Genomic DNA, 24,022 nt, shown 5'->3' on the forward strand with positions numbered 1-24,022 from the left:
GGGCGGACCGGGTCCTCCCCGGCCGGTCCACCCGGCGTACGTCGTCCGACAGCAGGGGTCAGGCTGCCTCGAGCAGCGGGTCGGGCACGACGGCCTCCTCGGTCGTCGCCGCGAGCTCGTCGCGGCGGACCAGGGCGAGCGAGGCCAGCACGCCGACGGCGGCGATGACCGCGCCGACCGTGAAAGCGGCGGAGAAGCCGTCCACGAGCGCGACCGGAGGTGCCGAGCCCGAGGCGAGCGCGTCGGTGGTGTTCGTGGTCGCGATCGTCGAGAGCGCGGCGATCCCGAGCGCGCCGCCGATCTGCTGGGAGGTGTTGATCAGCCCGGAGGCCAGGCCGGCCTCGGCGGGCTGCACCCCGGCCAGTGCGGCGATCGAGATCGGGACGAACGAGAAGCCAATCCCGACACCGATCACCAGGAAGCCCGGCAGCAGGTCGGTCACGTACGAGCCGTCCACGGACACCTGCGTGAAGTACACGAGGCCGCCGGTCAGCGCCACCATGCCGGCCACGAGCACCGGCTTCACCCCGATCCGGGTCACGAGCTGGGCGGCCACGGTCGACCAGACGATCGCCGTACCGGCGACGGCGAGGTAGGCCACGCCGGTCTTCATCGCCGAGTAGCCGAGCACCTGCTGCATGTAGAGGGTCAGCATCAGGAACATCGAGAACATCGCGGTGCCCATGATGAAGCCAGCCACGTTGGCGCCGCTCACGGTGCGAATCCGCAGGATGCCGAACCGCATGAGCGGGTCGGGGTGCCGCAGCTCCCACCAGACGAACCCGGCCAGCATCGCGGCACTGAATGCGAACACCGCGATCGTGCCCCCGTCCGTCCAGCCGTGCTGTCCCGCGCGGGTGATCGCGTAGACGACCGACGACAGCCCGCCGGTGACGAGCACGGCGCCGGGCAGGTCGAACTTCTTGCCGGCCGCGTCCCGGCTCTCCTGGAGCAGGAACGGCGCCACGACCAGCGCGGCGAGACCGACCGGGACGTTGACGAAGAAGATCCACTCCCAGCTGAGCGCGTCGGTGAGCACGCCGCCGAGCAGCACACCCGCGACCGCCCCGAAGCCGCCGACCGCGCCCCAGGCGCCCAGCGCGATGTTGCGCTCCCGGCCCTCGGTGAACGTGGTGCTGAGGATGGACAGGGCAGCGGGCGCGATGATCGCGGCACCGAGGCCCTGGAAGGCGCGGGCCCCGATCAGCGACGCCTCGGACCAGGCGAGCCCGGCCAGCAGCGAGGCGACCGTGAACAGCACGAGCCCGCCGATGAAGAGCCGGCGGCGACCGAGGATGTCGGCCGCCCGGCCGCCGAGGAGCAGGAACCCGCCGAACACAAGGGCGTAGGCACTGATCACCCACTGCAGGTCGCTCTGGGAGAAGCCCAGGTCGATCTTGATGGACGGAAGGGCGACGTTCACGATCGCGATGTCGAGCACGACCATGAACTGCACGACGCACAGGAGCGCGAGTGCCAGCCACTTCCGACGTTCCGACGTCGAGGGTGAAGTTGCTTCAGTTCTGGTAGTCATGTGTTCGACAGTAGGAGCCTCTACTTCTTTTTTGCAAGTGTTTAATACAGAAGTTGAACCTAGTGCTATCGTTGCGGCATGCCGAAGCGCTACGACCAGTACTGCCCCATGGCGCACGCGCTCGACCTCGTCGGAGAACGGTGGTCACTCCTCGTGGTCCGCGAGCTGATGCACGGCGCCAAGCGCTACACCGACCTCGTCGACGCCCTCCCGGGGATCGGCACGAACATGCTCGCCTCGAGGCTGCGCGACCTGGAGGCCAACGGCATCGTCACCCGCCGTACGCTGCCGCCCCCGGCCGCGTCCCGGGTCTACGAGCTCACGGACTACGGCCGCGACCTGCGCCCGGCCATGCGCGAGCTGGCGCTCTGGGGTGCCCGCTCCCTCGGCCCGCCCACCCAGGACGCGGGGCTCTTCTCCGGCTGGCTGGGCAACGCCATGGACATCGCGCTGGCCCACCGGGCGCCGCGCGGCCGCTTCGAGTTCCACGTCGGCGACGAGGTCTCCTCGATGATCGACGGCGAGGTCCGCCCCGGACCGATCGACGACGCGGACGTGGTCGTCGAGACAACCCCTCAGGGCATCTACGACATGTTCGTCGAGCGCCGCGTGGACCACATCGACGTACGCGGCGACCGTGACCTGCTCGCCCAGCTGGTCGACGCCGCCCCGCCGCGGGCCGAGGTCCCCTCCCCCGCCTGACCGGCCCCGCGTCCCGACGCCTGCCCCACGCGCCGTTGGGCGCGGCTGCCGGGACGTTGGCCTCTGGCCGCCCCGGCCGCTCCGCGCGGGAATGGGAGGAGAGGCCCGAGGAGGTCGACATGGGCGCGCGCAGCCGGACACATCCCGACCTCGCCGCGGAGGCGGAGGCTGTCGCAGCCTCCGGGGAGCCCGCCGTGCGGCTCGCCGGCGTCAGCAAGACCTACGGCTACGGCGCAGCCGCCGTGCACGCCCTGCGCGGAGTCGACCTCGAGGTCTGGCCGGGTGAGCTGGTGGTGCTCCTCGGGCCGTCCGGGTCCGGTAAGACCACGCTGCTCAACATCGTCGGCGGGATCGAGGAGTCGAGCAGCGGGACGGTCGAGGTCGCCGGGCTGGAGGTCGGGTCCCTGCGCGGGAGCCGACGCACCGACTACCGCCGCGACCGGGTCGGATTCATCTTCCAGTTCTTCAACCTGGTACCGACGCTGACCGCGCAGGAGAACGTCGAGGTGATCGCCGAGCTCACCGGGCCCGACGCAGCGCACCGCAGCCGCGAGGCGCTGGAGCGGGTCGGTCTGGCCGGCGTGGTCGACCGGTTCCCCGCGCAGATGTCCGGCGGCCAGCAGCAACGGGTCGCGATCGCCCGAGCCATCGTCAAGGAACCGCCGCTCCTGCTGTGCGACGAACCGACCGGCAGTCTCGACCTGGCCACCGGCCGGCAGGTGCTCGGCGTGCTGCGCGGGCTGGTCGACGAAGGCCACCACACGGTCCTCCTGGTGACCCACAACTCCGCGATCGCGGCGATGGCCGACCGGGTGCTCTGGTTGCACTCCGGCACGCTCGCTCGGGAGGAGGTCGTGGCCGAGCCCCTGGAGGCGGCCGACCTCGAGTGGTGAGACGACATGGTGAGCACGGTCCTGGCCCGCAAGCTCCGCCGCGACCTGTGGCGGAACCGGTGGCAGTTCTCGGCAGCGGCCCTCGTGATCGCGATCGGTGTCGCGGTCTACGTCGGCGCCGCGGACGCGTACGTCAACCTGGACGAGTCCTTCAGCCGGGCGTACGCCGTCCAGCGGCTCCCTGACGCCACCCTGTCGGGCTCGGGTGCCGTGGCGCTGCGCGACGAGGCGGCCGGCCTCCCGGGGCGGCCCGTGGTCACCGTGCGCCGGCAGGGCGACGTCGGCATCCGCATCGGCGACCACACATTGGTCGGCAGGGCGGTCGGCGTACCGACGCAGCAGCAGCCCGAGGTCTCACGGCTCGCCCTCCAGTCGGGACGGCTGCCCCGCCGCGGCGAGGTCGTGGTCGAGCAGCACCTCGCCGACCACTTCCACCTGGAGCCCGGCGACCGCGTCGCCCTGCTCGCCCCCGACGACTGGCGCACGTTCCGGGTGTCGGGGTCGGCGCTGTCCACGGAGTACCTCTGGCCGGCCCGCTCCCGGCAGGAGATCATGACCACGCCGGAGCACTTCGGCGTGGTGTTCGCGACCGCACCCGACATACGCCGGGTCGTTGCGGAACCGGTGGACCAGCTGCTGCTCTACACCGCCGACCGGGATCGGGCCCCGGCCCTCGAGCAGGCGGCGTCGTCCCTCGCCGGGGAGCGCGGACTGCTGTTCATGAGCCGGGAGGAGCAGCCGTCGTACCGCGCGCTGCGGGAGGACGTCGACGGCTTCGGTGAGATGGCGAGGCTGCTGCCCTGGGTCTTCCTCGTGGCCGGCGTGCTGGGAACCTACGTGCTCCTCTCGCGTCTGGTGACGTCGCAGCGCGCCATCATCGGCACCTTCGCTGCCAACGGGTTCCCCGCGCGGACCCTTCGCCGCCACTACCTCGGGTACGGCGTGGCCGCCGGCCTCCTCGGCGTCGTCCCGGGTCTCGTGGGCGGCTGGTTCGTGGGCCGGTGGTTCACGAACGCCTACACCACCTCGCTCTCCGTACCGGTGGCGGTGACCTCCCTCCACCCGCGCACCCTGCTGGTCGGTGCGGTCGGGGCGGTCGTGGCAGCTGCCGCGGCGGCCTGGGTGCCGGCCGGCGCCGCCGCACGCATGAGCCCGGCCGAGGCCATGCGCGTCGCCCCGTCGGGCGGCACCGGTGGGCGCAGCCTCCTGGAGCGCGCCGTACCACCGTTGCGGCGGTTGCCGGCGCGCTGGCGCATGACCCTGCGCGGGATCACCCGCAACCGCCGCCGCAGCGCGATGACCGTCGTCGGGGTGGCGGTGTCCGTAGGCCTGGTCATGACGTTCGCCGGGCTGCGCGACACCGTCGACGGGCTCATCGCGCGCCAGTTCGACAGCATCCAGCTCCAGGACGCCGAGGTCCACGTCGCACCCGGGACCGCGCCGACCGCGCTGGGCCGGATCCGGGCCGAACCGGGAGTCGCCGCAGCCGAGCCGTTCGCGAGGTACGACGTCACGCTGACCGGGCCCCAAGGGCATCTCCTCACGCTGTTGACCGCCATGGCGCCCGACACCACCATGCACCGCTTCACCGACGCCGACGGCAACCCGCTCGTGCTGCCGGACGACAGCGTGCTGCTCGGCATCGGCGCGCGCAACGAGCTCGGGGTCGAGGTCGGCGACCCCGTGGAGGTCTCGATCGCCGCCAGCGGCCAGCGCCTGACCCGCCGGCTGGCGGGTTTCGTGGACGAGCCCATGAGCCCCGTCGCCTACACCTCGCTCGCCGGGCTCGGTGACGTCCACTCGCCGCCGTCCGCATCCGGTGTCCTGGTCCGGGTGACCTCCGACGCCGACGCCGAGGAGGTCGCCGACCGGCTGTCCGCCACCCCGGGCGTGGTGGCGGTCCTCACGACGGACACTCTCGAGCAGGCGATGACCGAGACGTTCGGGCTCTACCACGCACTCGTCAGCCTTATGCTGACCTTCGCTGCCCTGATGGCCGCCGCCCTGCTCTACAACGCGATGTCGGCGAACGCGGCCGAGCGGGCGGTGGAGCTGGGCACGCTGCGGGCCGCCGGGATGCGCGGCGGGATGCTCGGCAGGCTGGTGGCCACGGAGAGCATGCTGCTGGTGGCGGTCGCCGTACCGCTCGGGCTGGCCGTCGGCGCCTGGCTGGCCGACTGGTTCCTCGGTCGCTACGAGACCGAGGGCTACTACTGGTCGCTCACGCTCGACCCCAGCACACCCTTGGTCGTGGCCGGCACCATCCTCGCCGTCGCCCTCCTGGTGCAGCTTCCTGCGGGAAGGACGGTCCGGCGCATGGACCTGCCCCGCATCGTGCGCGAGCGTTCCCTCTGACGGGGTGTGTGCGCGTGGCGCCCAACTCGCCCGTACGAGGGTGTCGTGTCGGCTCACCGCTGTTCGTAGCGTAGGTGGTGGCGGACATCGGGTCTGCCCGACGAAAGGGAGCAGCGATGGCTCACTACCTCATCTACTTCAACCAGCAGTGGGTCGGCGAACACGACGAGGCGTGGTTCGAGGGCCGCGTCGAGCCGTCGCGGGCCGTCGTCCGGGAGATGCAGGACCAGGGCGTCCTGGTCTACGCCGGCGGGCTGGTCGAGGAGCTCGAGGAGGCGGCGAGCGCGGACGCCACGAGTGGTGAGCTGATCGTCACCGACGGGCCCTTCGCGGAGTCCAAGGAGTGGCTCGGTGGGCTGACCATCGTGGACGTGCCCGACGACGAGTCCGCTCGCAGGTGGGCGGGAAGGGTGGCTGAAGGGTGCGGCTGGCCGCAGGAGGTGCGCCGCTTCAAGGCCGGCTCGTTGCAGGCGGTCGTGCTCGGGAGCTGAGGAACGTGGCCGGCGCCGGGTTCGCCGCGACCACGTCCCGAGCCGTCGTTCACGCGTCGGTCGGGCTCGTCGGCGGCCGTCCGTGCGTCCGCAGGTCCGCTGACCCGTCGCCGGCCGTGGCCCACGACCCGGCGAGGTCGACCACCGCGAGCGCCGAGGTCGGCATCGGCACCCACCGGCCGGTCAGGCGCTCGGTCAGGTCCTCGACCCCGGGGTTGTGGCCGACCAGGACCACCGTCCTCGACTCGTCGGTCAGCTCGTGCAGCACGCCCAGCAGGGCGTGCGCGGAGCCCGGGTACATCCGGTCGTCGACCCGGAGGGGCACCGCGACCCCGAGCTCCGCCGACGCCAGCTGCCAGGTCTCGCGCGTGCGGGTGGCCGGCGAGACGAGCGCCAGGTCGATGGCCGCCACGTTGGCTGCGAGCCACCGGCCGGCCTCCGGCACCTGACGCCTCCCCCGCCCGGCAAGCGGCCGCAGGTGGTCGGGCTCGCCGCCCGACCAGTCCGACTTCCCGTGCCGCAGCAGGATCACGGTGCCCATGGCCGCTCCTTCTCCCTCGACGACAAGGCTAGCGACGAGTCGGCCACGTGGACCGCCCGTCGATGACCTTCGGCCCTGTCGAGCGATCCCCCGCGCGCCGACGCTGGAAGTGGCTCGAGGTGAGGGAGGACACCATGAGGAGGACGCTGGCACTGGTCACTGCGGGGTTGCTGCTGCCGATGTCCGTGGCGGGAGCCGCGACCATCGACGGCACCGCGGGCGACGACCACCTTCGAGGGACGCCGTCCCGGGACTCCATCCACGCCCTCGCCGGCGACGACGTCGTGAGGGCGCTGGGCGGACGCGACCAGGTCTGGGGAGGTCCCGGCGGCGACCGGCTCTTCGGGGACGCCGGCAACGACAGCCTCGCCGGCGGTGCCGGCGCGGACCGGATGTGGGGTGGCCCCGGCACCGACTACGGCAGCGGAGGCTCCGGCGCCGACGTCTTCGTCGGCGGATCCGGGAACGACGGCTTCGCGGGTGGCGCCGGCGACGACGCGTTCCATGGTGGGCTCGGCGACGACTGGGCGACCGACTGGGTCGAGACCGAGTTCTCGAACCCCGCGCCCGACGACCAGGACCTGCTGACCACGGGTCCCGGGGACGACGTCGTCGGCCTGAGCGAGGGAGCGGACGTCGTACGGATGGGTGGTGGCGACGACCGGGTGCGCACCGACGCCGACGGCGCGGTGGACGTCATCCGCTGCGGTCCCGGTCGCGACACGGTGACCTACTACGGTCCCCGGGACGCCCTCGACCGGTGGTACGGCTGCGAGCGGGTGCGCGTCCTCGACGCACTCCGCTGAGTGGATCACCGGTTCCTGCGGCGCTCCCTCGGGGGCATCGGTCGGTGGTGGCGGTCGCGGCCCAACGAGCTGGTCCGGGTGCGACCCGGTCACTCAGCCAGCCGGTTGGCCACACAGGCGTGCGAGCTGGGCCACCCCTGCCGGCACGTGGGTCCGGAGGCGGTCGAGCACCTCGTCCAGCTCGGCCGAACCCGGGTGGTCCGGCGGGACCCGCGCGGGGTTCAGTGCGACCCGGTCAGACCACTGCTTGATGTCGGGCTCGGAGCCGAACGACGCCGTCGCCCGCATGCCCAGGACGTTCATCGTGGCCCACTGCACGAGGGTGTTGCCGTACGACGAGGGTGGGCACAGCCGGTTCTTGACGTCGTCGTCGTCGCGGGTCGCCTCCACGTACCCGGCGAGTGCCGCACCGAAGCACGGGAAGCCCGCCCGGATGGGCTGCAGGGTGATCTCCTCGGGCCCCCAGATCGGCACGCGCGGAGGGTTCTTCAGTCCGTCCGCGGCACAGTTCACGACGAGGGCGTCGTCCGCGAGGGTGACCGTCCCGTCGGCGAGCTCGAGCCGCGCCGGCCCGGCGGACCGGATGTGGCCCAGCCGCACGACGTTCTCGATGCTGCGCAGGAGCTCGAGCTCCCAGCCCCCGAGGGTCGGGGCCTTGGCCATCGTCGGCGTGACGGCGCGGTCGATGCGCACCATGGTGCCGGCGTCCTCGAGCCGCAGGAACAGGTTGTCCAGTGAGGGCGATGCGCCAGCAGCCTCCATCATGTGGGCGACCATGCCGAGGTAGGTGACGGGATCCGGCTGGATGACCGCACGGTTCAGCATCCACGGTTCGCGCGGGCGCACCCAGCAGATCGCGCCGGGGTCGACCCGCCTCTGGGTCAGCAACCACACGCAGGCGTCGGTCGCGGTCTTGCCCGAGCCGACCACGACGTACGTGCTCGGGTCCTCGTCGCACGCCGGCAGGTCGTTGACCGGGATCACCCGCGCTCCGTCGGACACCCGGAACCTCGGTGGCGTCTCTGCCGGGATGTCCGGTGCCAGGTAGCGGGCGTCGACGATCCGGCAGTGCTGCGGCACCTCGAACTCTTGGCCGGTGTCGAGGGACGCGAACCGGCGTTCCCCCTGGTAGTCGCAGCGGGGGAAGAAGTCGACCCGACCCGACGCGAGCATCCTGGCCAGCAGGTCCTCGTAGTAGGCGCAGATCGTCGGCTGGTCGGCCCGTTCGTGCAGGCCGGCCTCGGGGCCGGAGGTCTGGATGCGCCCGCCGCCGAGGACCGTGGACGCGACGCCGTAGAAGCTGGACGACTGGTGCAGCCGCACGAACGGGTAGGCCTCGCGCCAATGTCCGCCCACGCCGGCGCGGCGGTCGACGACGGCGACGTGCGCGGCGGCATGGCCGGTCAGGGCGTCGGTGAACGCCATGCCCATCGCCCCGGCCCCGACCACCAGGTAGTCCGCGTCGACAGCCTGGGTCATGGTCCACGGAACCACGGCCCCTCGCGGCGCGTCCACCGGTCCCGTCGACCCGACGGATCCGCCGGGGGCTCATGGCCGATTGTGACGGGACGAGGTGGACGGGCCGTTGACCCGCCCGACGTCAGGGGACGACGTACGGGCGCGACGACCTGGGGACGGCGACGCGGCAGGTGCCGTCGGGTAGCCGGCACACCAGCAGGTCTCCCTCCTTCGCCGGGAGGTCGCCACCCCCGTCGTCGGCCCAGAGCACGACGTGGTCGTCATCGAGCCACTGGGACACCGCGATCATCCCTCCAGAGCCCTCTCCGCCGGGCGCGCGGTAGCCGCGTGGCAGCCTCAGCCGGACCTCGTCGCCGCTGGCCGTGCTGAGGACCGTGGGATCGCCGTCGGTGTCGGTGTGGACCAGGCGCTGTCCGACCTGGCTGAAGCCCGGCCTCGCACCGAGGTCGAGGTCGCCACCTGCCGGCACGGCGAACCTCCGGGCGCGCGTGCCGAGGTGTGCGTCCAGGTCGGCGAGGGTGATCTTCGTGGTCCGGCCCGACGCCACGTCGAAGCGGAACAGGTGCGGGTGCTTGCAGGGGTGGAGGTCCTGGACGTCGATGGCCCAGCAACCGGGCGTGCTCGGGTCCGGGTTGACGTAGACCTGGCCCTCGTCGACGTACAGAACCTGGTCGACTTCACCGGGTTCGGTGAACGGGATGCGCGCCACCTCCTCGCGGCGCGAGGTGTCGTAGACGACGAACTCCACCGGGGACTCGTTCTCGCCGATGCTGGCGTCGCCCCAGACCACCAGCGAGCCGGAGTCGCCGGTCGTCACGACCCCGCTGTGAGCGGTCGGGGCCGCCGTGAACGCCGTCGTCCCGATCACGGACGACGTCTTCCCGTCGGTGAACCACAACGTGCCGTCGTACGCCGCCTCGTAGACGGCTCCGTCGTCGGTGGCGTCGATGAACGCGACGGGATCGTGCGCCTCGACCGTCGCGTCACCGACGTGCACCGTCGAGCCGTCCGCGTAGACGAGGGGGCGCGCTCCGTGCGGGGCCACCGCGACGTTGCTCGACTGCGTGGAGGACGGCGGGGCCGCCGGTGGCGGTTGCTGTGTCTTCGGGTCGGCCCGGGTGACGAGGACGGAGCCGGCCGCGGTCGCAGCGACAGCGCCGGCTGCGACGGCGGCGATGGCGAGCCGGCGTCGACGCTGCCGCTTGTCCGCCTCGCCGAGCAGTCCGTCGAGGTCGAGCTGGGGCACCGAGGCGGTGTCGGCGGCGCGCCGGAGAAGGTCGCCCAGGGTCCCGGTCATGAGGTCGCCTCCCGTTCGGCCGGTGCGGTCTCGTCGAAGGCCTGTCCGAGGCCCTGCCGGAGCCTGGCCAGGCCGGTGGACACGTGGCTCTTGACCGCGCCCACCGAACAGCCCATGACGTCGGCCGTCTGGGCCTCCGAGAGGTCCTGGTAGTACCGCAGCACGATCGCTGCGCGCTGCCGTGGTGGCAGGCTGCGCAGCTGGGCCAGCATCGACGCGTGGGTCGTGACTGCCTCACCCGAGTCGGGCACAGCCGTCTCCGGCAACAGGTCTGTGGGTCGTTCGTGGAACGACCGCCGTCTGCGCCACGAGATCGCAGTCGTGACGATCGTCCTGCGCGCATAGGCCTCGGCCTTGCTGAGGTCTCGAATGCGGGGCCATGCGAGGTAGGTCTTGATGAGCGACTCCTGCACCAGGTCCTGGGCGAGCTGGTGGTCCCCGCCCAGGATCAGGTACGCCGTGCGGAACAGGTTCGCTGACCTCGCGGACGCGAACTCGGTGAAAGCCGTGGCCGCCGCCGTGTCTCGCACTGCCATGACCAACCCTCGATCGTCAGGAACCCACGCGCACAACAAGGATCCGCTACTTGTTGGACGCGGTCAGCAGCGACGAAGGTTCAGAACCGAACCGAGGCCGGGCTCGAGCAGAGGATGGGGGAACAGGGCGGCGGTCAGTCGATCAGGTTGCCCGGGACGCTGAGCTACGGGCGGTCATGAAGGCGTCGTAGCGCCCGAGACGCACCCACCCGGAGTGCGAGCGCGGCTGGTACTCCACGATCCAGTGATCGAGGGCCCGCCGGGGCTGCAAGTAGGTCGCGAACCCACAGCGCACGCGGGACGAGATCGCCCGGTGGCGAAGGAGGGCGCACGTCATCACCGCGAAGTGCCGGCAGGTGCCCACGACCCTCTCGCCCGGGAGCCGCTCAACCGTCACCGGGGCCGGGTTGAGCTCGAGGAGGCGCGCGAGCAACGCGGCCGCGAACCGGACGGCCGGCCAGGTACCTGGGTGATCGTGTCGAACTGAGCGATTTCGCCAGCGCTGTCTGAATAGTCCGAATGGGCTATCCCCTACTGCGGAGTAGGTCCTTAACGTCGTGCGGGTGCTGCAGCCAGACGGCACGCCACTCGCCACATCTCGGGATTTCATGATGCGCACGAGATTCATCTGGATCGCCCGTCCCCTCCTGTCGCAGGAGAGGGCCCGTCGCAACGCTCGCCGGGCCGCGCTGGTCTGCACGCAGCGCAGACGGGAACGGGAGGACGTCCAGCGTTACCTCGCTCGGCACACCTGGGGCGCCGCCTAGCAGCAGGATGGATGCGCCCGCCAACCACTCGTCGATTACGCATCGCCGAGCCGGGGTTGGCGCCGCGGCGTCCTGGGTGAGCGCCGCGGTGCCGGCGCTCACCCAGGACGCGCGGTTCGCGCGTACCGGCACTCGTTCATCGGCCTGCACGTGCACGACTCGCGGCCATGAGCGGACGCTTCGTCCACCTGCTCCGCAGGCGGAGGACCCTCACGAAGCAGGTGACGCCGGGCGGCGCACCCGGTAGCGCAGGTGAAGCACCCGGTTGCCCTGGATCACGACGTCAGGATCCTCCAACAGGTGCTGCGCGTGGACCGACCCGAAATAGCGCTTGCCGGAGCCGAACACGACAGGTACGACGTCCATGCGCACCTCGTCGACCAGGCCCGCGGCAAGCACCTGGCCACCGACGTCGCCAGCGGCGACCTCGACCATGCGGTCGGCGGCAAGCTCCTGCGCCTTGGCCACGGCTGCCTCGACGCCGTCGACGAAGTGAAACGGCGCCTCGGGGTCCCAGCCCTCGGGCTTCGGCCGGTGCGTCACGACGACCACGTGGTCGATCCCGCCCGGAGGCTTCCCGTCCCAGCCGTCCGTCATGTCGAAGACGTGGCGGCCGACGAGGGTCGCCCCGATCTGGTCCCAGTACGGTCGGGTGTAGTCGTAGGACGTCTGCGACACCGTCAACTCGCCGCTCTCGTCCAGCGCGACGTCACCGCTGGTCAACCAGTCGAACAGCAGTCCGGGCTGGTCGGTCTCGTCCGCGATGAAGCCGTCCACCGACACCGAGCTGTACATGACCACCTTGCCCACGGGGCTCTCCCTTGCTTGGGTTCGAAGCCGCCGGCTCAACGTCCGGCGCTGGGACCGGGCGTCACCGAGCTCAAGGATGACGGCTCCGTTCGAGTCGGGCCAGGCCCCAGGAGGCGCCGCCCACACGGGCGGTGACCTCTGAAGCCTCGCGACGGCGGGGCGGGCGCACACGGAACGCGGGTCAGTGGGCTCGAGGTTGGTCGGGGCAGGTCGTGCGGTAGTCCTCGGAGTCGAAGGCCTCCCGCCACTCTTCCCGGGTGAGGTTGCGGCCCGCCGCGCGGCAGGCGAAGCCTTGCCAGGCGGCCGGGTCGGTGTCCCACCGGAACACCTCTCCGCGGGAGTTCGCGACCTGGATGGTGTGCCCGTCGGGCAGGTACACCATCCCGACGTCGGTGTCCGGGCCGCTCGGCCGGAGGGTGGCCAGCCGTTCTCCGGTGGCGCCGTCCCAGAGGATCACCCGCCCGTCCGAGCCGCTGGTGGCGAACCGGGTTCCGTCGGGGTTGGCGTCCAGGCTCGTGCGGCTCCCTCGGTGGGCGAACACGGGGTCGCTGAGCCAGGTCCCCGAACGCAGGTCCACCACGCCTACCCAGCCGCCCTCTCCGGTCAGGGCGAGGCGCTCGCCGTCCGGGGAGACAGCCCCATCTGTCGCATACGGCTCCCAGCGCAGGTCGACCTCGTCCAGCACCCGGCCGGTTGCCGGGTCGACCACGGCGTACGCCGCGTCGTCCATGGCGAGCGCGATGACCCGACGCCCGTCGGGGGTGGGGAGCAGCTCGGTCAGCTGAGGGCCGTTCTGGGCCATGGCCGTGAACGCCCCTGAGGACGGCGTGGAGGCCCGGCGGCCGACTGGTGCCAACGTGTCGGCGTCCAGCGCCTGCACCGTGCCCTCTCGCTCGCCGACGACGACCCAGGCCCCGTCGCCCGTGAACGTGACGGCCCGGGCATGGTCGATGCCCGTCACCTCGCGCTCGGTGACCAGGCGTTCGTCCCGGGGGTCCCACACCTGGACGCGGTTGCCCATGGCCGTGGCGAGGCGTTCACCCGTCGGTGAGAAGGCCCCCAGGTTCGCGTACTCGCCTGCCACGGTGGAGTGCCGGCCGCTGGGGACCTGCGCCACGTCGAATCCCCGGGTCCGGCCGGATGTCGGGCTGGACCTGAAGTGCGCCACGGTGCGGCCGTCCGGGGCGACCACGGTCAGGGGTCCGAAGTCGCCGACCGCGCCGGTGACCCTGGAGACGAACCGGCGCTCGCCGCCGAGGTCCCAGACCAGGACCCCGCCCTCCAGGGACCCCGAGTAGAGCGTGTCCGAGTCGGGCGCGTAGGCCAGGTCGGTGACCTCCCCCGGGGGACCGTCCAGCTGCTCGACCAGCGCGCCCGTGCGTCGCGCCCACACCAGGACGGTCCCGTCCACCGCGCCGGCGGCGACCAGTCGGCCGTCCTGGGAGAAGTCGACGGCAGTCACCCGGCTGGTGTGTCCGCGCAGGCGGGTGATCTCGCTCAAGGTGCCGGGGTGCAGCAGCGCGACGTCGGCACCGTCGTTCACGGCCAGCACCGCACCGTCCGGGCTGAGCCGGACCATGCGGGGGTCGTCACGTCCCCGGGTCTCCGGCGACGGGGGCACGGTGGCGAGCCGTCGTCCGGACGCCGTGTCATACATCGTGATCCAGGTGGGGCCGCTCGAGACGACGATCAGCCTGGTCCCCGCCTGGTCGAGCGCGAAGTCCCAGAGCCCCCCGGGGGTCACCCGGCCGGTGGGTCGGTCGGGCCGATCCACGTCCCAGACGACCACGTCGGACTTGCCCACCTGCCGCCGCCACGTCTGTGCCGCGAGCCGCCGTCCGTCGCCGCTGTAGGCCGCACGCGGCCACCCATGCGGGTCCTGCCCGGGCGCGGTGAACTGGCGCGTCTCCCGGCCGGCCGTCCCCAGCTCGACGAGGGTGCTGCCGAAGGTGGTCAGCAAGTCCCCGTCCGCGGCGAACTCGACCCACGACCCTCCTAGGTCGCCAAACAAGGTCTCGTCGGACGTCTGTGACTCGGCGTCGAGGAACCGGAGCCGGTTGTCGTCCCGCACGGCGACACGTCGACCAACCGGGCTCGCGTCGATGTACGGGGGTCCGTTGGCCGCGACCACTCCGACCAGCGCCGGGCTCCTGGCCAGGGCGGCCAGCAGGCTGGCCCAGGTGTCGGGCGAGTCGTCCCGCCGTACCGCCTCGAGGGCCAGCAGCAGGGCCTGGCTGATGTCGTCGGTGCCTTGGGACAGGGTCGCGGCGCGCCGTGCCGAGGCGACCAGCCGTTCGGCTGCTGCCTGCTGGCTCTCCGACGCGGCCCGGTCCCGCTGGCGAATGGCGACGGCGCCGGCCACGCCGGCAGCCAGGGTGAGGGCGGCCGCGACGGCGACCAGGCCGCTGAGCCGCCGGCGGGTGCGGCGTCGGTAACGAGCCTCGCGCTCCTGGATCGCGGCTTCCTGGTCGGCGACCTGGCCGGCCCGGTCCAGGAAGTCCCGTTCGGTGTCGGTCAGGTCCGCGCCGGAGCGGCCCTGCCACTCCCGGGCGCGGATCAGTCGGTCGCCGCGGTAGAGCTCCGCGTCGGGTCGTCCCATCGCGTTCCAGGTCGCCGCAGCAGTGCTGAGGTGACGGAGGATGCGCTGTCCCTCCAGGTCGTCGTCGAGCCAGCCGCGGAGCCGCGGCCAGGCGCGGGCAAGCGTCTCGTGGGCCAGGGCGAGCGCGTCGGCGTCGACAGTGACCAGCCTGGCCCGGACCAGCATCTCGACCAGCTGCTGGTGGGCGGGGTCGGCCGGGATCGCACCTCGCGGGACCCAGGAACGCATGGGCTCTCCGTCCGGGGCCAGGGTGAGCATGCGCAGCATCAGGTCCCGCAACCGGGACCGCTCGCCCTCCGGCAGCTCGTCGTAGAGCTGCTCCGCTGAGCGAGCGACAGCCCCGCGGATGCCTCCGGACGCCCGGTAGCCCTCCACGGTGAGGGTGCGGCCCTCACGCCGCTCCCATGTCTCGCGCAGTGCGTGCGAGAGCAGCGGGAGCGCACCGGGGTCGTCGCGGACCTCGTGCAGGACCAGGTCGACCAGACCGGGCTCGAGGAGCAGCGCCGCCTCCCGGGCCGGGCCCTCGATCGCCTCCCGGAGCTTGTCCTCACCCAGCGGGCCAAGCACCGCCAGCCCCCGCTCGGCGAGGCGGCCGAACCCAGGCAGCCCCGACAGGTCCCCGAACCGGTCGGCCCGCACGGCCAGGACCAGACGCCGCCGTTCGGTGGCGCCTACGAGTTCTGCTGCGAGGCTGGCCCGCTGCGTGGCCGACGGGCACCCGGCCATGACTTCCTCGAACTGGTCGAGCACCAGCACCGTGCTGCCGTCGCCCTCGGCCAGCTCGGTCAGCAGGTCGTCGTGGCCGGTGCCGGCGGGCGGGACAACGCACGTGATGCCCTCGCGGGTGAGCGCGGCGACCAGCCCGGCGCGAAGCAACGAGGACTTGCCGCTCCCCGACGCACCGACCAGGACCAGGACCCCCTCCTTGTCCAGCCGGCTGCGGCAGCCAGCCAGGTCCAGGGTCCTGCCGAAGAAGAAGTCGGCGTCGGCCACGTCGTACGGCAGCAGTCCGGGATAGGGGCACCGGGCGGTCGGGCGGGGGAGGGCAGTGGCCGCGCTGAGCGCGGGGTCCTGCCGCAGCATCGCCCGTTCGAGCTCCACGAGCTCGGGGCCGGGGTCCAGGGCGAGCTCGCGGAACAGCATCTCCCGGGCCCGGCGCAGCGTGGCGAGCGCCTCCGCCTGCGCCCCGGACAGGTACTGGGCCAGGGCCAGCAGCGCCCACCGCCGTTCCCGGACCGGTGCCTGCGCCACCCGGGCGCGCGCCTCGGCGAGGATCCCCGCCTGCTGGCCCACCCGCAGGCTGGCGTCGAGCACCAGCTCCTCGGCCTCCAGCCGCAGTTCGTCGAGCCGCTGCGCCTCGGCCTGCGCCGGCGGCCATTCCTCCACGTCGCCGAGGGCCGGCCCACGCCAGAGGGCCAAAGCCTCCCGGAGGGCCAGGATGGCGCGATCGGGCTCGTCGAGGGCGAGCATCTGGTGCCCCTTGGCGACCAGGCGCTCGAAGCGGCGGGCATCGATGTCGTCATCGGTGACAGCCAGCCGGTAACCGTGCGGCGAGGTCACGATCGAGCGCGCACCCAGCACCTTGCGCAGCCGGTTCACGCAGCCGGGGACCACCTTGTTCCACGACGCGGGCGGCTGGTCGGGCCACAAGGCGTCCGCGAGCTGATCCATCGAGGTCGCCGAGCCCCCGCGGACCACCAGAGCGGAGAGCACCACCCGATCGCGTGGCGAGAGCGAGCCGTCGCCGTCGACGGTGAGCGGGCCGAGCACGCCGATGCCCATGGAGCCAATGTGCAGGCGCCGGTTCGAGCAGGTCAACGCCCCTGATAACGAACTGATACCGCGACGACGCCCCCCTGATAACGGCCCTCGGTGCGCTTGTCGGCAACCACCCGTTCCACCACACCAAGGAGCACCGCCATGAACACCAACAGCGCCATCACCCGCCTGACGGGCCCGCTCGCCGCAACCAACCTGTCCACCAACCTGGCCCTCGCCCTGTCCGCGGTCTCGCTGGCCGCACTCGCCACTGCCTGCGGTTCCGAGACCGACCCGTCCGACCCGGTCACCCGCTCGGACAACGTCGCGGAAGCAGCCCAGAACTACGGCCGCGACCCGTGGGAGCAGCGGTTCCCGGCGGTCTACAGCGACCGGGTGCTCTCCGATTCCGCAGAGGCGTGGACGCGGCGGCTCGAGGCGCTCCAACACCGCACCGCCGGTCCCTACGATCAGGACCCGGACACCTCCGCGGAGGCGTGGACGCGTCGGCTCGAGGCGGTCCAGGGCACGAGCGACTAGCGTTCCCGCTGGCCTCACGAAGAGGCCGGCCTCCGGACGGTCGGGCCTCGCCCACGTCGTCCCGGGCAGGCGTCCGTAGTCCTCGGCCGCCTCGCTGAGACGACGTACGTCAAGGCCCACACGGCGCGCGATGCGCCGCGCGACGACCCAGGCATCGACGTGCCAGTTCGGAGGAGTGCAGGCCAGTGCAGGTGGGTCGCTGACCTGCGGAAACGTCTTCGGACGGATGACGGCCCTTCTCCCCCACCTTGCACCTGGTGCGGACCGATTGGGACTGGCGATGACTGTCGGACCGGCCCGTCCCCTCGTAGCTGCCGCTGCTGAGGTCGCCGTGCGGTGTGTCAGGAGTCGAGCTTGCTCGATCGCGGAGCGACGCGTCCGCGCTCTTGGCTCGCCGGGCGGCGACCGGACAATCGACGGCGAGGGGACGGGACTCGTGTGTGCCTGCACGGGCACCGAGGCTCGGCGAGGCCGGCGCGCCAGCGCCGCAACGCAGCCGGGTCGCGCCGGCGGAGCCGGCGCCTTGAGCCTTGATCGGCACCCTGTCACGGGGCGTCCCCGTGGGGCGCCTGAGGACACTGCTGGTGCGATCGAGAGCCGGGCCCGACAGCGCCGTCCCCGACAGAGTGGCTCTTCAGGGTCTGCAAATGCTCGCGACCAGCTCAGCGATGATCTCGACGCCGGTGTGCCGATCCGAGACGAGGGGCCGCTGAATGGCGGCGCGAACTTCCGGCGTTTCCGTGAATCGGGCGCGGCCCTCCGGCATCGACTCGAAGAGGCCCGCCTCGGAGAGCAACCTGAGCCTGGCGTCACTCGTGGACATCGAGTCCGCGACGGTGGCGGCATCGAGCAGCGCCATTCCAGCGCGTGCCGTGTCCTGCACTCCGGTGACATCGGCGGACATCGAGAAGGCGGCGGCCCGTTCGCGGAGGTACTGAGCAAGGGCAGCGCCTCGCGCATCCGGTGACCAGCCGTCCGCGGAGCGCCTCCGTTCCTCGGGCATCAGACAGCTCGCCGGTGAGTTGACATGCGCATTGCTCCGTTCCGCTGACAATCCCGTGGGTGAGGACGCCAAGCCGCGTCTTAGTCAGGTGGCGTCCAACGTACTCTCCCGGGGTCGGGCAGCTCGTTGGCTGTCTGGGTGGCGCGCCTTCAGACTGCTCGAATGCTTCCACGCCCGGGACCTTGGGGGCCGGGTCACGTGTGCGTGACCCGCCGCAAAGATGACGGCGTGCGGACTTGCGCCTGATTCGCCACGGTCAGCTTGGCCGCGGCTGGCCAGCCGGTTCAATGGTGCTGCACGGCAACGATCAGCAACGCGGATGCGCGATGCCGGTCAGCCGGACTCACCCGCAGGGCCGCTGCTCCGCTGTCTGGAGCAGCGGGAACGAGAGAGCCGCCCGAGGCCCCCGACCTCGAGCGACACAACCGATGGCGCTGATTGCCTTTCCCCCGCCGAAACTCGGCCTCGCCAGCATCCTCTTGGGCGTCAATCACCCTTAGAGGTGGTATGTCGTAGATGACCAGCTTGTCCACCCTCCAACGCAGCCGCCTCGTCTCCTGACCCCCGCTGGAGACGGAGCGGTCTACGGACACGCGATGTGGTCGGGGTCCGCGACCCACAGTGCTTGTGCCGGGCGCGCGGGCGCGGTCGACGGCATCCGGCAGATCACTTCGTCGTAGTCCGGGCGCGCCTGACTCCATCCCCTGGTTGGCGCCAACCGTGGAAGCTCCTTGCATCGTTCGGGAGCGAAGCAACCGTGTCCCCCAGATCGCACGATCAGGGGCCCTGGTTGGGAGCGTTGCATGCTCAGTGGGCTGGCGTTTCACGGCCGACGTATGCTCGAGGCAGGTCGATGGAGCGCCGATGCATCCTGCGTCGGTCCGGCGGCCGCCAGGAGAGGCGGACGTCTTGCGTGCCTCGGAGTTCGCCTACCCGTACCGCCACGCGCAGGCGCTCGGGGTGCTCCGGTTGCATCTCGCGCCGACCTTGGGGGGTGCTCCAGCAGCCGGGGTGTGGTGGCCCCACGGTCGGGACCTCACCCGCGAAGGACCGCATCTGGTAGATGACTTCCCCAAGCGACGCGGACGGATCGACAGATTGGTCTACTCCCCGGGCGACTGGGACGTGGTGGCCGAGGAGGTGTTCACCAGACACGGCCGGATCAAGGTGGGTTTCCTTCCCGCACGTCGGACCGGCGGCCTGGTCCTGCTGCGGCTGTTGGGCTCGGAGATCATCCGGCTCCGGGTCGTATGGGTGGCTCCCCGAACGGACCCCGGCGAAGATCGGCCTTCCTCCCGGGCGTAGAGTTGGGCCTGACTGACCGGCGATGAGACCTCCATCCGGACGCCCGCTCCGGTCGAGAGGCGGACGTCATGTCGACGTCGAACGGTCCGGTGGATATCTCCGAGGTCCCGACGCGGGGCCGTGGTCCGCTGCGGATGCGCATCACCGAGCAGCCCGGCAGAGACCATCTGGACGGCGGGTGGTGGCCCCAGAGCCGCGACCTGGCGATCGAACTGTCCGACCTGGTCGACCACTTGCCCGCGCGATTGGGGCGGTTCGTCAGCGCGTTGATCTCGCCGCGTGACTGGGGCCCCGTTCCGCGGCGCATTCCTGTCGCCGGTGGTCACGTGAGGGTCGGTTCGTTGTCCCGCGGCCACGTCCACTTGGTCCATCTCACGAGTTCGGCCCGGACCGTGCTGCGCCTCCTGGTCGTACCGCCCGACTTCACTCGGGGTGACGACGCTCTGCTGGCTGCGGCCACCACGGGCAATGCGTCCTCGGCCGCGGACCTTCTCGACGAGGTCATCGAAGACCCGGACAGCCGCCCGATGGACCACTGGGCGGACGACGGCGAACCATGGTGGGCACCCCACCCCGTTGCGCCTTCGTTCCGGACAAGCAGGTGACCGTGGCCTACGTGATGCTCTACGGGAACGGCTGGACCCAGCGCTGGCGGATCGCTGCCGGTATGGAAGAACAAGTCCGCGCCCAGCTCTCCCAAGTCGGCACGGACTCCACCGGGAAGCTCTCCGTGGTCGATCCCGGATCTGAGGTCGAAGCCACGCTCGTGGTCTCGTGGGCGCTGGTCGCGGCCGCTGTGGTGCTGGACGGATCGAGTGGAGCCGGGGACAGCGACTCGACTGGCCAGTACGCCTGACGACGACCGCCGATGGACGAGAGGAATGAAGGGCCGATCATGAAGTTCATCATCGAGACGAATCTGGCAAGCAAGCCGGCGTGGTGGCTGCTCGATGACGACAACCGGGTTGTCGCCTGGGCTGGGCGGACCTTCGCCAGCCTTGCGTATGCAGATGAGGCGGCTCATGACTTCCGGGTCAACGCCGATGATCCCGACTACCGGGTCCAGGCCAAGCGTGGTGGCCTGTGGCTGTGGACAGCCTGGCGCCCCGAGGGGATCCGAGTCGCTGTCTCGGGTGACTGGTTCCCCAGCGAGGGGGCCGCCCGCGACGCGGCCCGGCGAGTGCAGCAGCAGGCCTGCACCGCCATCGGCCCATGACCACGGCCAGCACGGTGCTTCGTGTCCGGCTCGTCGGCGGTAGCAGCATGGATGTCACGTACGAAGATCCAGAGGCAGGGAGCGATGCCGAAGCGATCGACAACGTCGTCGCCACACTGTCGAACGATTCGGGCGTCCTTCGTTGCCGGCATGGCGATCGACTACTGGTGTTGTACGCACGGGGCATTGCAGCCGTCGAGGTAGCTCCACGGGGAGCGGTCCTTTGAACACCTCGACGGCGCGGCGCGACGCCGGCGACGCCCCTCAGCGATGCTCGCGCGTCAACGCGTTCAGCGTCCTCGCGGGCCCCGTCGCTGGTGGGTCAGGCGGGGTCGTCGAAGCGCGGCGGGCTGGGCGTCTCCCCGGTGACCGAAGCGACGATCCCGGCGGCCACGTCCCGAAATTGCGGTTCTGATGCTGGGATGCGCTGCGGAGGATCGCGAACGCCTGGTCGTGGGTGCAATCTTGCTGGGCCATCAGGATCCCGAGTGCCTGGTCGATCCCCGCCCTGGTGGCCAGGGCATCGCGCAGCTGCTCGGTCAGTTGGGTGTGCTCGGCTTGGCGTCTGGCGACAGACAGCGCCGCCGATGCCTGGACCGCGAAGAACTCGGCCCTCTGCCGCTCTGCATCGCCCAAGGCATCGGTTGCACGTGAGTAGAGGTTCAAGGCTCCGTAGGTCTTCCCATTGATGCTCAGGGGCAGGGAGAGCGAGCTGCGGGCACCGTATCCGAGGGCGTTGGTGACGTAGGTGACCCAGCGGTCCTCGCGTGTCAGGTCACGGACGACCGTAACCTGATCGGTGCGGCCCGCTCACGGTGGGGGTGGCCATCAGGAGGTTGGCCAGCTCAGCCAGCCCTGTCGCCAGCTCGGGAGGCAACGAAGACCTGTCATCGCTCCGGTCCATCGCGCTGCCAACTGACCGGTGACGACCGCCTGGCCGGCCACCGCTCGTCCCGAACACCGGGAACGACATCACCTTTGTTGGCAATGCGCGAGAGACTCTCGGCCTGACCAGGCTACCCCCGTTGTTCATGCGCACGAGGCGTTGAGCTCGATGGATCCCGGGGCCTACCCTGAAGGCAAGGTTCGGTGAACAGCCCAGCATCGTGGTACGAGGCTCCGTGAAGTGCCGGCACTTTCGTGGGGCCACGGATGTTGGCGCTGAACGGGGAATCGACGTGGCCACCGAATTCGAAGCACAACCCCCGCGGGTGGCCGATACTGCCCGAGCAGGGGCCGGGCGTCACGATCAGGGTCGGCATCGACGACCACCAGCAACCCAGAGTGAGCGTCGCGGCGAGTTGGACTTCGCCAACGCCCACCTGCTCCGGGACGCGATCACCGGGACCGGCAGTAGTGCACGAGCTTGCCCCCATCACGAGGCCGCGACTCGCCGACAGGTTCCTCAACCAGCTGCGTCGTCGGACAGGCCAGAGCTGGCACCGAGCCGTCACCTGCAGAGCGTGAGGAGCTCGCTGGGGACTTGAGTGCTGCTTGCACGAGTGCCCAGCGCAATCGCCGCTTCGCCCGACCCGGAATCCGACGTCTGCGAAGATCTGGACCCTGCCTGAGTCCGAGACTGGATCCACCGCCGAAAGCGCGCGATCCAACGCGCGGCCGCTCGGCGCAAGGCTCAGGGACGCCGGGTAGGGTTGCACGCAACCAGCCTGTCAAGCCAACTCGTTGAGTTGCGGGACAGGGACGAAGGACGCTGGTCATGACGACCTCAGCGAACACCCCCACATCTGTGCCCGAAGTTCGGGACCCCTTGCGCATCCGTCTCCGCGAGACTTCTCCGCCCCGCCTCGATGGTGTCTGGTGGCCTCAATCGCGCGACCTTCAAGCAGAAGCCGCCGACCTGATCGACAACTTTCCGGTGGGCGAGCAGGGCCGGGTCTACCGTCTCCTGTACTCACGGCCGGACTGGGACGACTCGGTCGTTGCGGGTCGCGGAGTTCGAAGTGTCCAGGCCCGGCGGGGACCGGTGAAGGTCGGCTCGTTCCCCAGTGATGACACTCACCTGATGATCGTCACGATGGCAACGGGGAAACGGCTCCGGCTTCTCGTGGTACCCAGCAGCACCGACCCCGGTGAGGCACACCGGCAACTGCTCGCGGCAGCACGGGACGGCCGCATGACCGACGGGAGCGACGATACTGACTGGGCGAGATGGGACGACGTGCCGACCTGAAGCTGTTGGGCGGCAGCCAAGGTGACCCCTTACCGGCGACTGCAGATGTGCCTAGCGTTGCCCGGCCAGGTTCACAACTCGCCCCGGGGCGCACCACTTGTCGACGCGGATCTGCGCCGGCTCTCGCGCGACCTGGTCCCCAACGCGGGGGATGACCGACGTGCATCCCAACCACCAGAGGAGGGCCCATGCCGAGAATCAACCGCAATTGGTGGAGGCTGGCCAGCCAGGACACCGCCCGAGCCAACGCGGCCGAGGCGAGCCGCAAGCTGCGCGCTGAGCGTCACGAGCATGAGGAGGTTGACGCCTACTTGCGCGCGCTGCCGGACTCCCCTGACTGACTGGATTCAGCCGCGGACCCAGACGGCCACGTTGGCTATGCCGCACGGCGCGACCGAATTGTGTCGTCCCGAGCCCGCACGTATGACCCGTCGGTGTCCAGAGAGACACGCCCACAGACTGGTCAGCCTGCTCAATGGCCGCGATGACGCGGAAGTCCCGCCCGGGCGAGGCGTAGTGTCGAGGCACGGAGCCATTCAGGCTTCCTCTCAGAGAGATCCCCCATGAGCGACAAGTCGCCGCGTCAGAGCATGTCCAAGAAGTCCGGCAAGTCAATCAAGGAGAAGCGCGCCGAGAAGCGCAGCAAAGCGTCAGAGGAGACCTTCTCCGACAAGATCCACCCGACAAAGAAGAAGTGACGCCTCCCTCCGCGCTTTGAGGATCGGCGGCGCCTCGTAGCTAGATGCACGGTGGCCTCGACCGGCGACGGAGGTTGTCGGAAGTGCCCGGGCTACCGGGACAGCCTCCGAACGCTCGCGACGCGGTGGACTGGGCTTCGCTGGTCGCGCTCCGTTCGTCGATCACTACTCTGATCGGCTCGTGCTCATCGACGTGTGCGAATGTCTTGCGCGCCGCAATCTCGGGGCTGAGATTCCTAGGAAGCGGCAGTCGAGCGGAGCGCCTGGACAGTCGCAAGCCGTGCGTCCCGGGCGCATCGGGCCAGAAGCGCCATCACGGCTTGGTACTCCTGCTCCTGCACGCTGAGCTCCCATGAACCCGGGCCACTCCGTCAAGGGGGGACCCGGGCTCATACCTGAGTGTGGTGGGTGGGGTGTGGGGCTGGTGGGGCGGGTGGGGCTCGAACCCACGACCCAAGGATTATGAGTCCTCTGCTCTGACCGACTGAGCTACCGCCCCGG

The 24,022-nt window shown here is 70.9% G+C and carries 22 protein-coding genes, 1 tRNA gene and 1 pseudogene; 13 read left to right on the forward strand and 11 right to left on the reverse strand.

The genetic code is table 11. From position 1 onward, the window contains the following. Positions 1-58: 58 nt before the first annotated feature. Positions 59-1,534 carry an MFS transporter gene (locus EKO23_RS11150; protein WP_134717220.1) on the reverse strand — a complete coding sequence of 492 codons (1,476 nt, stop codon included), beginning with the start codon at positions 1,532-1,534 and terminating at the stop codon, positions 59-61. A 78-nt stretch (positions 1,535-1,612) separates the two neighbouring features. Here EKO23_RS11150 and EKO23_RS11155 point away from each other — a divergent pair, with 78 nt between their 5' ends. From EKO23_RS11155 to EKO23_RS11170, 4 genes are all read left to right on the forward strand, one after another. Beyond that, the gene (locus EKO23_RS11155) at positions 1,613-2,236 is read left to right on the forward strand and encodes a winged helix-turn-helix transcriptional regulator (protein WP_134717222.1); all 624 of its coding nucleotides are present in this window, start codon (positions 1,613-1,615) and stop codon (positions 2,234-2,236) included. A 119-nt stretch (positions 2,237-2,355) separates the two neighbouring features. Further along, on the forward strand, positions 2,356-3,129 hold the full coding sequence (locus EKO23_RS11160) for an ABC transporter ATP-binding protein (RefSeq protein ID WP_134717224.1): 774 nt from the start codon (positions 2,356-2,358) through the stop codon (positions 3,127-3,129). A gap of 6 nt (positions 3,130-3,135) precedes the next feature. Beyond that, positions 3,136-5,484, forward strand: coding sequence for an ABC transporter permease (locus tag EKO23_RS11165; protein ID WP_134717226.1), 2,349 nt, complete (start codon positions 3,136-3,138; stop codon positions 5,482-5,484). A gap of 116 nt (positions 5,485-5,600) precedes the next feature. Then, on the forward strand, positions 5,601-5,975 hold the full coding sequence (locus EKO23_RS11170) for a YciI family protein (protein WP_134717228.1): 375 nt from the start codon (positions 5,601-5,603) through the stop codon (positions 5,973-5,975). A 49-nt stretch (positions 5,976-6,024) separates the two neighbouring features. Here EKO23_RS11170 and EKO23_RS11175 read toward each other — a convergent pair whose 3' ends face one another. Next, the gene (locus EKO23_RS11175) at positions 6,025-6,516 is read right to left on the reverse strand and encodes a SixA phosphatase family protein (protein ID WP_175582688.1); all 492 of its coding nucleotides are present in this window, start codon (positions 6,514-6,516) and stop codon (positions 6,025-6,027) included. A 134-nt stretch (positions 6,517-6,650) separates the two neighbouring features. Here EKO23_RS11175 and EKO23_RS11180 point away from each other — a divergent pair, with 134 nt between their 5' ends. Further along, entirely contained in the window at positions 6,651-7,322 is a 672-nt protein-coding gene (locus EKO23_RS11180) for a calcium-binding protein (protein WP_167880424.1), read from the forward strand. Between the two features lie 93 nt (positions 7,323-7,415). On the opposite strand, the gene EKO23_RS11185 is transcribed toward EKO23_RS11180, so the two are convergent. From EKO23_RS11185 to EKO23_RS11205, 5 genes are all read right to left on the reverse strand, one after another. Next, positions 7,416-8,801, reverse strand: coding sequence for an NAD(P)-binding protein (locus EKO23_RS11185; RefSeq protein ID WP_134717233.1), 1,386 nt, complete (start codon positions 8,799-8,801; stop codon positions 7,416-7,418). A 121-nt stretch (positions 8,802-8,922) separates the two neighbouring features. Then, positions 8,923-10,098, reverse strand: a complete 1,176-nt coding sequence (locus EKO23_RS11190; RefSeq protein ID WP_134717235.1) for a hypothetical protein — start codon at positions 10,096-10,098, stop codon at positions 8,923-8,925. After that, a complete protein-coding gene (locus tag EKO23_RS11195; RefSeq protein WP_134717237.1) occupies positions 10,095-10,634 on the reverse strand; it encodes a SigE family RNA polymerase sigma factor in 540 nt (179 codons plus the stop codon). The genes EKO23_RS11190 and EKO23_RS11195 overlap by 4 nt, the downstream gene beginning before the upstream one ends. A 977-nt stretch (positions 10,635-11,611) precedes the next feature. After that, a complete protein-coding gene (locus tag EKO23_RS11200) occupies positions 11,612-12,211 on the reverse strand; it encodes a dihydrofolate reductase family protein (RefSeq protein WP_134717239.1) in 600 nt (199 codons plus the stop codon). A 181-nt stretch (positions 12,212-12,392) separates the two neighbouring features. After that, positions 12,393-16,592: an nSTAND1 domain-containing NTPase gene (locus EKO23_RS11205; protein ID WP_167880425.1), complete on the reverse strand. Its 4,200-nt coding sequence runs from the start codon at positions 16,590-16,592 to the stop codon at positions 12,393-12,395. 138 nt (positions 16,593-16,730) lie between these two features. Here EKO23_RS11205 and EKO23_RS25230 point away from each other — a divergent pair, with 138 nt between their 5' ends. After that, positions 16,731-17,108, forward strand: a complete 378-nt coding sequence (locus EKO23_RS25230) for a hypothetical protein (protein ID WP_167880426.1) — start codon at positions 16,731-16,733, stop codon at positions 17,106-17,108. 634 nt (positions 17,109-17,742) lie between these two features. On the opposite strand, the gene EKO23_RS25235 is transcribed toward EKO23_RS25230, so the two are convergent. After that, positions 17,743-18,111 carry a hypothetical protein gene (locus tag EKO23_RS25235; protein ID WP_167880427.1) on the reverse strand — a complete coding sequence of 123 codons (369 nt, stop codon included), beginning with the start codon at positions 18,109-18,111 and terminating at the stop codon, positions 17,743-17,745. A gap of 864 nt (positions 18,112-18,975) precedes the next feature. Here EKO23_RS25235 and EKO23_RS26675 point away from each other — a divergent pair. The 4 genes from EKO23_RS26675 (at position 18,976) to EKO23_RS11220 (ending at position 20,632) form a co-directional block, all read left to right on the forward strand. Beyond that, positions 18,976-19,416, forward strand: a complete 441-nt coding sequence (locus EKO23_RS26675) for a DUF5994 family protein (RefSeq protein WP_425464392.1) — start codon at positions 18,976-18,978, stop codon at positions 19,414-19,416. 68 nt (positions 19,417-19,484) lie between these two features. After that, positions 19,485-20,021: a DUF5994 family protein gene (locus EKO23_RS11210; RefSeq protein WP_134717243.1), complete on the forward strand. Its 537-nt coding sequence runs from the start codon at positions 19,485-19,487 to the stop codon at positions 20,019-20,021. Between the two features lie 2 nt (positions 20,022-20,023). After that, complete coding sequence (locus EKO23_RS11215; protein WP_134717245.1) at positions 20,024-20,272, forward strand: hypothetical protein; 249 nt, start codon at positions 20,024-20,026, stop codon at positions 20,270-20,272. A 39-nt stretch (positions 20,273-20,311) separates the two neighbouring features. Next, positions 20,312-20,632 carry a hypothetical protein gene (locus EKO23_RS11220; protein WP_134717247.1) on the forward strand — a complete coding sequence of 107 codons (321 nt, stop codon included), beginning with the start codon at positions 20,312-20,314 and terminating at the stop codon, positions 20,630-20,632. 264 nt (positions 20,633-20,896) lie between these two features. Here EKO23_RS11220 and EKO23_RS26680 read toward each other — a convergent pair whose 3' ends face one another. After that, positions 20,897-21,211 (reverse strand): ANTAR domain-containing protein, encoded by a 315-nt coding sequence (locus EKO23_RS26680; RefSeq protein ID WP_425464393.1) that lies wholly within the window; start codon positions 21,209-21,211, stop codon positions 20,897-20,899. Between the two features lie 9 nt (positions 21,212-21,220). Beyond that, positions 21,221-21,424: pseudogene (locus EKO23_RS26685) on the reverse strand (GAF domain-containing protein); the annotation flags it as partial. Positions 21,425-22,349: 925 nt separating this feature from the next. On the opposite strand from EKO23_RS26685, the gene EKO23_RS26125 reads away from it, so the two are divergent. From EKO23_RS26125 to EKO23_RS26450, 3 genes are all read left to right on the forward strand, one after another. Beyond that, a complete protein-coding gene (locus EKO23_RS26125) occupies positions 22,350-22,823 on the forward strand; it encodes a DUF5994 family protein (protein WP_246051028.1) in 474 nt (157 codons plus the stop codon). A gap of 188 nt (positions 22,824-23,011) precedes the next feature. Then, positions 23,012-23,164 carry a hypothetical protein gene (locus EKO23_RS25245; RefSeq protein WP_167880429.1) on the forward strand — a complete coding sequence of 51 codons (153 nt, stop codon included), beginning with the start codon at positions 23,012-23,014 and terminating at the stop codon, positions 23,162-23,164. Positions 23,165-23,386: 222 nt separating this feature from the next. After that, entirely contained in the window at positions 23,387-23,521 is a 135-nt protein-coding gene (locus tag EKO23_RS26450) for a hypothetical protein (RefSeq protein WP_281280906.1), read from the forward strand. A 422-nt stretch (positions 23,522-23,943) separates the two neighbouring features. On the opposite strand, the gene EKO23_RS11235 is transcribed toward EKO23_RS26450, so the two are convergent. Beyond that, a tRNA-Ile gene (locus EKO23_RS11235) sits at positions 23,944-24,020 on the reverse strand. Between the last annotated feature and the right edge of the window lie 2 nt (positions 24,021-24,022).

This window comes from Nocardioides guangzhouensis (assembly GCF_004519545.1).
In the GTDB taxonomy this organism is placed as follows: Bacteria; Actinomycetota; Actinomycetes; order Propionibacteriales; family Nocardioidaceae; genus Nocardioides; species Nocardioides guangzhouensis.

Coding starts and splice junctions, on each gene's coding strand:
- EKO23_RS11150 (WP_134717220.1), bottom strand. CDS start 1,534: ATGACTACCAGAACTGAAGCAACTTCACCCTCGACGTCGGAACGTCGG.
- EKO23_RS11155 (WP_134717222.1), top strand. CDS start 1,613: ATGCCGAAGCGCTACGACCAGTACTGCCCCATGGCGCACGCGCTCGAC.
- EKO23_RS11160 (WP_134717224.1), top strand. CDS start 2,356: ATGGGCGCGCGCAGCCGGACACATCCCGACCTCGCCGCGGAGGCGGAG.
- EKO23_RS11165 (WP_134717226.1), top strand. CDS start 3,136: ATGGTGAGCACGGTCCTGGCCCGCAAGCTCCGCCGCGACCTGTGGCGG.
- EKO23_RS11170 (WP_134717228.1), top strand. CDS start 5,601: ATGGCTCACTACCTCATCTACTTCAACCAGCAGTGGGTCGGCGAACAC.
- EKO23_RS11175 (WP_175582688.1), bottom strand. CDS start 6,516: ATGGGCACCGTGATCCTGCTGCGGCACGGGAAGTCGGACTGGTCGGGC.
- EKO23_RS11180 (WP_167880424.1), top strand. CDS start 6,651: ATGAGGAGGACGCTGGCACTGGTCACTGCGGGGTTGCTGCTGCCGATG.
- EKO23_RS11185 (WP_134717233.1), bottom strand. CDS start 8,801: ATGACCCAGGCTGTCGACGCGGACTACCTGGTGGTCGGGGCCGGGGCG.
- EKO23_RS11190 (WP_134717235.1), bottom strand. CDS start 10,098: ATGACCGGGACCCTGGGCGACCTTCTCCGGCGCGCCGCCGACACCGCC.
- EKO23_RS11195 (WP_134717237.1), bottom strand. CDS start 10,634: ATGGCAGTGCGAGACACGGCGGCGGCCACGGCTTTCACCGAGTTCGCG.
- EKO23_RS11205 (WP_167880425.1), bottom strand. CDS start 16,592: ATGGGCATCGGCGTGCTCGGCCCGCTCACCGTCGACGGCGACGGCTCG.
- EKO23_RS25230 (WP_167880426.1), top strand. CDS start 16,731: ATGAACACCAACAGCGCCATCACCCGCCTGACGGGCCCGCTCGCCGCA.
- EKO23_RS25235 (WP_167880427.1), bottom strand. CDS start 18,111: ATGCCCGAGGAACGGAGGCGCTCCGCGGACGGCTGGTCACCGGATGCG.
- EKO23_RS26675 (WP_425464392.1), top strand. CDS start 18,976: ATGCATCCTGCGTCGGTCCGGCGGCCGCCAGGAGAGGCGGACGTCTTG.
- EKO23_RS11210 (WP_134717243.1), top strand. CDS start 19,485: ATGTCGACGTCGAACGGTCCGGTGGATATCTCCGAGGTCCCGACGCGG.
- EKO23_RS11220 (WP_134717247.1), top strand. CDS start 20,312: ATGAAGTTCATCATCGAGACGAATCTGGCAAGCAAGCCGGCGTGGTGG.
- EKO23_RS26125 (WP_246051028.1), top strand. CDS start 22,350: ATGACGACCTCAGCGAACACCCCCACATCTGTGCCCGAAGTTCGGGAC.
- EKO23_RS25245 (WP_167880429.1), top strand. CDS start 23,012: ATGCCGAGAATCAACCGCAATTGGTGGAGGCTGGCCAGCCAGGACACC.
- EKO23_RS26450 (WP_281280906.1), top strand. CDS start 23,387: ATGAGCGACAAGTCGCCGCGTCAGAGCATGTCCAAGAAGTCCGGCAAG.